The sequence below is a fragment of the Mesorhizobium sp. CNPSo 4661 genome (genome assembly GCF_057784215.1).
In genome coordinates this window covers 22,781-30,982 of the sequence record NZ_JBWGIO010000041.1, presented here as the reverse complement: position 1 = coordinate 30,982, position 8,202 = coordinate 22,781, and the positions used below count along the sequence as shown (strand labels likewise).

The window sequence follows — 8,202 nt, the reverse complement described above, 5'->3', positions numbered from 1 at the left end:
CGGATTGTCGAAGATCTCCTGCGTCGGACCTTCCTCGACGATCTTTCCCTGCTTCATCACGATGATGTAGTCGGCCATGGCGCGAACCACCGCGAGGTCATGGCTGATGAACAGGTAGGACAGTTCGTGGTCGGCCTGCAGCTTGCGCAGCAGTTCGACGATCTGCTTCTGCACGGAGCGGTCGAGCGCCGAGGTCGGCTCGTCCAGCACCACCACTTTCGGCTTCAGGATCATGGCGCGCGCAATCGCGATGCGCTGGCGCTGGCCGCCGGAGAATTCGTGCGGATAGCGGTTGCGCGCATTGGGGTCGAGGCCGACCTCGCGCAGCGCCTCCACGGCACGCTGGTCGCGCTGCTTGCCTGTCAGCGAAGGTTCGTGCACCAAAAGGCCTTCGGTGATCACCTGGCCGACGGTCATGCGCGGCGACAGCGAGCCGAACGGATCCTGAAAGACCAGCTGCAATTCACGCCGCAGCGGCCGCATCGCCCGCCGGTCGGCCTCGGAGATGTCGCGATCGCCGAAGCGGATGACGCCGTCGCTGGGCAGAAGCCTGAGCAGCGCGCGGCCAAGCGTCGACTTGCCGGAGCCGGACTCGCCGACGATGCCGATGGTCTGGTTGCGCTTCAGCCGGATCGAGATCTTGTCCACCGCGCGCAGCATCAGCGGCTCGCCGCCGAGGAAGCCGCCGCCGATCCTGAAGACGACCTCTACATTGCGGCCTTCGAGCAGCACAGGCGAATTGGCGGGCGGCGGCGCCTTGGTGCCGGTCGGTTCGGCCGCAAGCAGCATCTTGGTGTAGGCATGCTGCGGATTGGCGAAGAGCGCTTCGGCGTCACCCTCCTCCACCACCTCGCCCTGGCGCATGACATAGACGCGGTCGGCGAAGCGGCGCACGATGCCGAGATCGTGGGTGATGAAGACGATGGCCATGCCGAGCTTGCGCTGCAGTTCGGCAAGCAGCATCAGGATCTGCGCCTGGATGGTGACGTCGAGCGCCGTCGTCGGCTCGTCGGCGATAAGGATGTCGGGATCGTTGGCGAGCGCCATGGCGATCATGACGCGCTGGCGCTGGCCGCCCGACATCTCGTGCGGATAGGATTTCATGCGCCGCTCGGGATCGGGGATGCGCACCAGCCTCAAAAGCTTCAGCGCTTCCTCGCGCGCGGCGGCCGCGGAGAGCCCGCGGTGGCGGCGGATCGGCTCCATCAGCTGGTTGCCGATCGAGTAGAGCGGGTCGAGCGAGGTCATCGGCTCCTGGAAGATCATGCTGATCTTGCGGCCTCTGACCTTGTTGATCTCGCTCTTGGTCATCTCCAGGAGATTGCGGCCGCGATAGTCGACCTGGCCGCTCGCCTCGCCGTTGGAAGAAAGCAGGCTCATCGCCGCCATCATCGTCTGGCTCTTGCCGGAGCCGGACTCGCCGACGACGGCGACCGTCTCGCCGGCATTGACCTTGATGTTGATGCCTTTGACCGCCTCGACCGTGCCGTCGAGGGTCTGGAAGCGGAGGCGCAGGTCCTTGACGCTGAGGATCGTTTCGGAAGCCATGTCAGCGATCCCCACCTTTATCGATCCTTCGGGTCGAGCGCGTCGCGCAGGCCGTCGCCGACGAAATTCAGCGCGAACAGCGTCGAGACGAGGAAGAAGGCCGGGAACAGCAGCAGCCAGTTGGCATAGCCGATGTTCTTGGCGCCGACCGAGATCAGCACGCCCCAACTGGTCATCGGCTCCTGCACGCCAAGGCCGAGGAAGGAGAGGAAGCTTTCCAGGATGATGACCTGCGGCACCAAGAGCGTCATGTAGATGACGACCGGGCCGAGCAGATTGGGGATGACGTGGCGCATCAGGATGCCGCGCTGGCCGACGCCCATGGCTTCGGCCGCCTGGACGTATTCCTGCCTGCGGATCGACAGCGCCTGGCCGCGCACGATGCGCGCCATGTCGAGCCACAGCACAGCACCCACCGCCAAGAACATCAGCACGAAGTTGCGGCCGAAGAACACCACCAGCATGATGACGAAGAAGATGAAGGGCAGCGAATAGAGCACGTCGACGATGCGCATCATCACCTCGTCGACCCGACCGCCGGCAAAGCCGGCGGTGGCGCCGTAAATGACGCCGATGACGCCGGCGACGACGCCGGCAAGCAGGCCGATGGCCAGCGAAATGCGGCCGGCCATCAGCGTGCGCGAGAGCAGGTCGCGCCCGGTGTTGTCCGTGCCGAACAGGAAATATTGCTGCTTGATGGCGGAACTCATCGTCATTTCGAGTCCGTCGGGCGACTTGCTTTCGATCCTGGTGTCGTCGAAAGCGTCGGAGCGGTCGAGATAGCGGATGTTGCGGTCGTCGACTGGCTTCTTGGACGTGACGGTCACGATCACGCGGCTGCCGTCCTGGTGCCACTCCTTGATGTCGACGCGCATGCGCTTGATGGCGTCGGTCAGCGCGCCCTGGATCATTTCAGGCTTCGGATAGGCCGAAAGGCTCGGCGGCATGCGCACATAGTCGCCATAGATGGCCGTGTATTGATGCGGCACGACCCACGGACCGAACACGCTGACGACGGCGATCAGCGCCAGGTAGTAGAGGCTGAACATGGCCGCGCGGTTGCGCTTCAGCCGCGCCCAGGCATTGCCCCAGAGCGAGCGGCCGACGATGGGCTCGGGTACGGCGACGGCAAGGTCAGTCATAGCGCACCCTCGGGTCGACCACCGCATAGAGAAGATCGACGATCAGGTTGAAGACGATGGTGAAGAGCGCGATCACCACCACGGTTCCCATGACCAGCGTGTAGTCGCGGTTGAGCGCGGCATCGACGAAATAGCGGCCGACGCCCGGAATGGAGAAGATCGTCTCGACGATGATCGAGCCGGTCAGCAGCGCCGCCGCCGCCGGACCGGTGAAGGAGACGATCGGCAGGACGGCGCCGCGGAGCGCGTGCTTGACCACCACCGACCAATCGGAGAGACCGAGCGCGCGGGCGGTGCGGATATGGTGCGAGCGCAGGCTCTCGATCATCGAGCCGCGCATCAGGCGGGCGACGATGGCGATCTGCGGCAAGGCGAGCGTCAGCACGGGCCCGACCTTGTTGATGAAGGCGCCCTCGCCCCAGCCGCCGATCGGCAACAGCTTCCAGGACAGCCCGAAGAGGAGCTGGATCACCGGCGCGATGACAAAGGTCGGGATGGTGCTGCCGGCCGTGGCCAAAGCAATCACCGAATAATCGGCCAGTTTATTCTGGTTGAGCGCCGCGATCGTGCCGAGGATCGAGCCGAGCAGCAGAGCCAGCACCAGTGCCGACGAACCGATCTGCACCGAGATCGGCAGGCCCTTGGCGAAGAGTTCCGTGACGGTGAAGTCAGGCAAATTGTAGCTCGGGCCGAAATTGCCGCGCAAAAGATTGCCGAGATAGTGGACATATTGCAGCCAGAGCGGATCGTTGAGGCCGAACTGGGCTTCGAGATTGGCCCTTATCTCGGGGCTCAGGCCCCTTTCCTGGTTGAACGGGCCGCCAGGCGCGACACGGATCAGGAAGAACGCAACCGTCACGATGACGAATAGCGTCGGGATGGCGGTCAACAACCGCCGGAAGACATAACGCAGCATCGGCGCTCCGCTTGATCCATCTCGTCGAGCCCATGGCCATCCTGGTCGATGCCGCGCCACAACAAGTGTTTCCGGCGATGGTGATGACGACCTCGTCCAGGTCCAGCCGTCTTTTCGGCTGTGCTAGTTGTGGCGCAAGCGGCGAGCGCAATGCGCACCGAATTTCATGCCTACCCGCGATTGTCTCATACGAAACCACGCTCCCGCATTCCCGGCAGAATTTCCTCGAGCAAACGCAGGCTCAAGGGAACCCTGCAGTAGAGCCAGACTGCATGAGCCATGATCTGCGGCAGGAATGATGGCCCTTGTAGCTGATCGTCGCGGTGTTACGCGAGTTACGTTGATGACGCCTTGGCATGTATTTCTCCTGTGTGTGTCTGCCAGGCGAGAGGGCAGGCACGGAAGTGGTCGCGCTATTGTTGCCGGACATACTCGTCGAACCTGACAAAAACCTGACTTATACGCATAGCCAAACGGATGCGATGGGCGTTGGTGCACAAACGTGTCGCTGTCGCGACCGCCACTCGCTTGCTGATCGTTGGCGCATGCCGTGCTGCGATGAACCGGACGCAGCAATGGTATGCAGACGGCGTGGCTTGCCGCGCTGATCGAACGGCGTCCGGCAAACCACCGCCTGACCGAGGCCGAACTTGAGCGTTCGTAGTTTGCGAGTGTGAGATCGAAGTGAAAGGAAAAAGGTCGGCGACCTCGGAACGAGCCAAACCCGACTGTATCCTAGGGCCTTTCGAGCTCGTATTATCGATTTGGGACCGGTCCGCGGATGCCATCAAGGCCAGCAGCTGTGGCTATCAAGAGGCCGGATACATGGATGCAAGCGACCCCACGTCTCAAAGCTACAAATTCACCCTTGCCGGCCAAGGGCGTCCATACATGGCTTTCAGGGGCTACTCCTGGTCTGGCGGGCGGCGACGATGCGCGATACGGTCGGCTCGCCGATATTATAGAGCCTGGCCGTTTCAGCGCCGGACTTGCGGCCCGACAAGACGCTTTCAGCGATTTCCGGGTCTTTGTTTACATCGAGTTTCTTGCTGCGGCCGCCGATCCGCCGCTCCTCGACGAACAGAGAAGACTCGTGGTCCTGATGGCGCGGCGGTAAGTGATGGCATTCTCAGATGCGCGATTTTGGTCTTCGCTCGGTGCAGGGTTCGGCGTGGACTGTCGCGATGGTGCATGGACAGCAGGCTTGCCGCGTCCCCCGATGGAGATTACCCGCGCGTTTTTGCGCGTGAGTTCATCCAGACGGTCGGCCCACCATTGCATCATCTTGATGCGCTCTTCCCAGTGCTCTGCCCGGGCGTAGGCCCGACGAACGTCGTTGTTTTCAATGTGGGCTAACTGCCGCTCTATCGCGTCCGGATGCCACTTTCCGCATTCGTTTAGGAAAGTTGATGCCGTTGCTCGAAAACCGTGCGCGGTAGCTTCTTCCTTGCCGTAGCCCATACGGCGCAGGGCGGCGTTAAGCGTGTTGTCGGAAATCGGACGCGAACCGGATCGAACACTAGGAAACAGCAGCGAACCACTACCAGAGATTTCTCTAAGTGAGGTCAGGACGCTGATGGCCTGCCTTGAAAGGGGTACGCGGTGCGGCCGTCGCATTTTCATGCGTGCTTGAGGGATGATCCACACCGAGGTTTCGAAATCGAACTCGTCCCATTCGGCTGCGCGCAGCTCGCCGGGGCGGGGAAACAGCAGCGCCATCAGCCTTAAGGCCCCTCGGGTTGTAGGCTGTCCGTCAAACGCATCGACCGCCCTGAGCAAGCCTCCCAAGGCCTTAGGATCGGTGATCGCAGCACGCGGTGTGACCCTTGGGCTGATGAGCGCGCCTCTCAAAGCGATTGTCGGATCTGTCTCGGCGCGTGCGGTCGCGATCGCGTATCGAAACACGCTGCCTATCGTTGAGCGCAGTCTCCTGGCCGATTCGTAACGACCGCGAACCTCCACGCGACGGAGGGCGGTAAGGACGGCGGCCGTATCGATATGTCGAATGCCCCTATCGCCGATTGTCGGATAGGCAAAGTCGAGCAGCCATTTGACCTTGCTGATCGTCCGGTCGGCGCGTCCCTCCTTCTTCAGCTTGTCAATATATTCGTTCGCGATTGAGCGAAAGGTGTCTTTTGGCGAACCGGCTTTTTGGAACTTGCGCTCCTGCGCCGGGTCAGCACCAGCCTTGAGGAGGCGTTTGGCTTCATCGCGCGCTTGGCGGGCATCCACCAGTGAAATGACAGGGTAGCTACCCAGAGACAGCAACTTCTGTTTCCCGTCGAACCGATAGGCGACGCGCCACAGCCGTGTTCCCGATGGCTGGATCCATAGCTGCAGCCCTCCGCCGTCGGACAGTTTTTGGAGCTTGGACGCGGGCCGGGTGTTGCGACATTTCACGTCGGAGAGAGCCATTTGTGGGACCTCCTATTGCTGCTTCGATACCAACAGGTTCTCAGATACCAACAAAAATACCAACACCTCGCGCCGTTGGACGAAATTTGCCGAACCGCGACGAAATTCGCTCAAGGATCTCTTTCGCACCGAAAAACGAAGCGAATTCACGCGGTTGCCGAGACTGAGGCGTAGAGGCTTCGGCGAAAGGGGCTGTCAGGAGGAGAGGTGATGGTGCCCAGAGGCGGAATCTAAGTGAAATGAATTTGACTTTGTTTTCAAACCTTTGGAGCCCATGTATCTTCGAGGTTACCAACAAAAATACCAACAAAATACTCTTGTGGATAAGTTCGGTTCCCGCACAGGAACTGTCGATCCGATGGGGCGCTATTTTAGATAGCGGGGTGGATCGAGCCAGAGTTCCGCTACCGCCGACCCGCGATGTAGCGTATCCGAAATCGAGCCGTGATGATTTCGGTCATTTACCGACGGAGAGAGCGTCCTTCGAATCCACGCGTACTGCGCAGAACTATCGGGTTTTGATCAGCCTCTTCTTGACGCTCTTCCGTATCGTGGCGGCGGCGCTTTCTGCAAGAAGGTAGGTGTTCCCGGACGGAATCAAGGTCATCGAGACCAAGCGGCAGAGCGCCGCTTAACCAGCTTCGCCAGATAAATTTTCGCCTTAGCGCAGATATCCCCAAGGTGGCGAACAATCCTGCGAATTGTCATCGCTGTGACAACAATCGCAGCTCCAAGCACACTTGCGACCCCGATTCTGGTCGTGATATCCCAGAGTTCTCCGAACTGTATAAAATCCATGAGGCGAAAAACAACACCCTGGACCAGGTAAAGCAGCAGTGTGCTCTGACCAAGCTCCACCGCGACAAAACGAGCTATTCGAGTTGAATAGCCAATTCTCCAGCATAGGAACATAAACTGCATTGCCACTGCTGAAGCCGCTATCGAGCCAGTGAACATTAGCAATACTTGTTTCGCTGACTGTTGATCGTAGATCAAAACAAGATTGTTGTAGGCATACGTGTTCTTGCCCCAAGCAAGGAAGCACATGAACGCTGTTATCGAAAGCAAGGTGACGAGGATCCACTTGTGGCGCCAGATGATAATTGTCTTCCACCCTATCGGCTGGGCAAACAAGAACCCCAAACAATAGAACGGATAGGTGTATCGTACCAACGGGGCTATTGACCATGTGACGGGCGCGAATGCGACTGCAATTGCAGATGCGCTTATCATCCACACCGACAACCGATTGAAAGTCATAAGTAACTTTATAGCGACGAAGGAAGTGAATGCTGCCCAGATGAACCAGAATGTCCCAATGAATTCCCTCGCAAAATCCAACATTCCACCGGTTAAACTGTTCGCCGGCGAAATTATGGCGGCCTTCGATATCCAAATAAACACACACCAAAAAAGCATTGGCAATACCAATTGCATTGCTCGATCACTGACACCCTGACGAAACGATTTGCGCAGAACCGCTCCAGAAGAAAGATATCCGCTTATCGCCATAAATAGAGGCATGTGAAACATGTAGATCGATTTGAAGTACGGCGACAGCCAAAAGGCGTCAGTGTCGCGATAAATCAGATATTGCAATAGATGCCCAATTATCACCAAGATAATGAGAACGCCTTTAGCGAAATCAAAGCTTATGTCTCGGAAATTTGTCCCTTCTGGGCGCGAGTCGCGCCCCGTCGCGCCGACCGTTATGTGATTAAGCATCGTACCGCCAGCCTATCTTTCGCCTCATTGGATCTAGTGGTTCGCGAACGACAAGAGCGCTTTGGCAAAGCCTGAGAGCCGTTGCATCGACATTCGAAAGGTTTCCGTGGAAGGCCGAAAATATTTCCAATGAACTTCGTCCTCAACGCTAAATTGCAGCCGTGCCGCCGCCTGGTAGATCAACCGGAACTCAGGGCTGACACCGGTCAACTTCGATTGCTTTCAAAGGGTCCTTCCACGCCGGTACGTCCCTAAGCCTTCCTGAAGCAGCGGACAGTCTGACATGGTCGGCGAGAGGCGGCTCGCATTCCGCCGTGGACCTGTTCCCCGGCCGACGTTTTCATATCCGCTATTCTATTTGCTTGGTAAAATCGATTGTGTTGATGGAACGCATGCGCACGATGGATACATGCGTATCAGGCGCCGGTGACAAGGCACGCTTCGAACATCCACAGC

The 8,202-nt window shown here is 59.2% G+C and carries 5 protein-coding genes; all 5 read right to left on the bottom strand.

The features are described from left to right. Nucleotides 1-1,548, bottom strand: a 1,548-nt coding sequence (locus tag AC0YKC_RS32690) for an ABC transporter ATP-binding protein (protein WP_488514062.1), incomplete at its 3' end; no start/stop codon positions are given. A 17-nt stretch (nt 1,549-1,565) separates the two neighbouring features. Beyond that, nucleotides 1,566-2,690 carry an ABC transporter permease gene (locus AC0YKC_RS32685; RefSeq protein WP_488514061.1) on the bottom strand — a complete coding sequence of 375 codons (1,125 nt, stop codon included), beginning with the start codon at nt 2,688-2,690 and terminating at the stop codon, nt 1,566-1,568. Then, nucleotides 2,683-3,606, bottom strand: a complete 924-nt coding sequence (locus AC0YKC_RS32680) for an ABC transporter permease subunit (protein ID WP_149804167.1) — start codon at nt 3,604-3,606, stop codon at nt 2,683-2,685. Before AC0YKC_RS32680 ends, AC0YKC_RS32685 begins: the two co-directional genes overlap by 8 nt. A gap of 1,032 nt (nt 3,607-4,638) precedes the next feature. Further along, nucleotides 4,639-6,021: a tyrosine-type recombinase/integrase gene (locus tag AC0YKC_RS32675; RefSeq protein ID WP_488514060.1), complete on the bottom strand. Its 1,383-nt coding sequence runs from the start codon at nt 6,019-6,021 to the stop codon at nt 4,639-4,641. 603 nt (nt 6,022-6,624) lie between these two features. Further along, nucleotides 6,625-7,746, bottom strand: coding sequence for a nodulation factor fucose acetyltransferase NolL (nolL, locus tag AC0YKC_RS32670; protein ID WP_488514059.1), 1,122 nt, complete (start codon nt 7,744-7,746; stop codon nt 6,625-6,627). Nucleotides 7,747-8,202 lie beyond the last annotated feature (456 nt).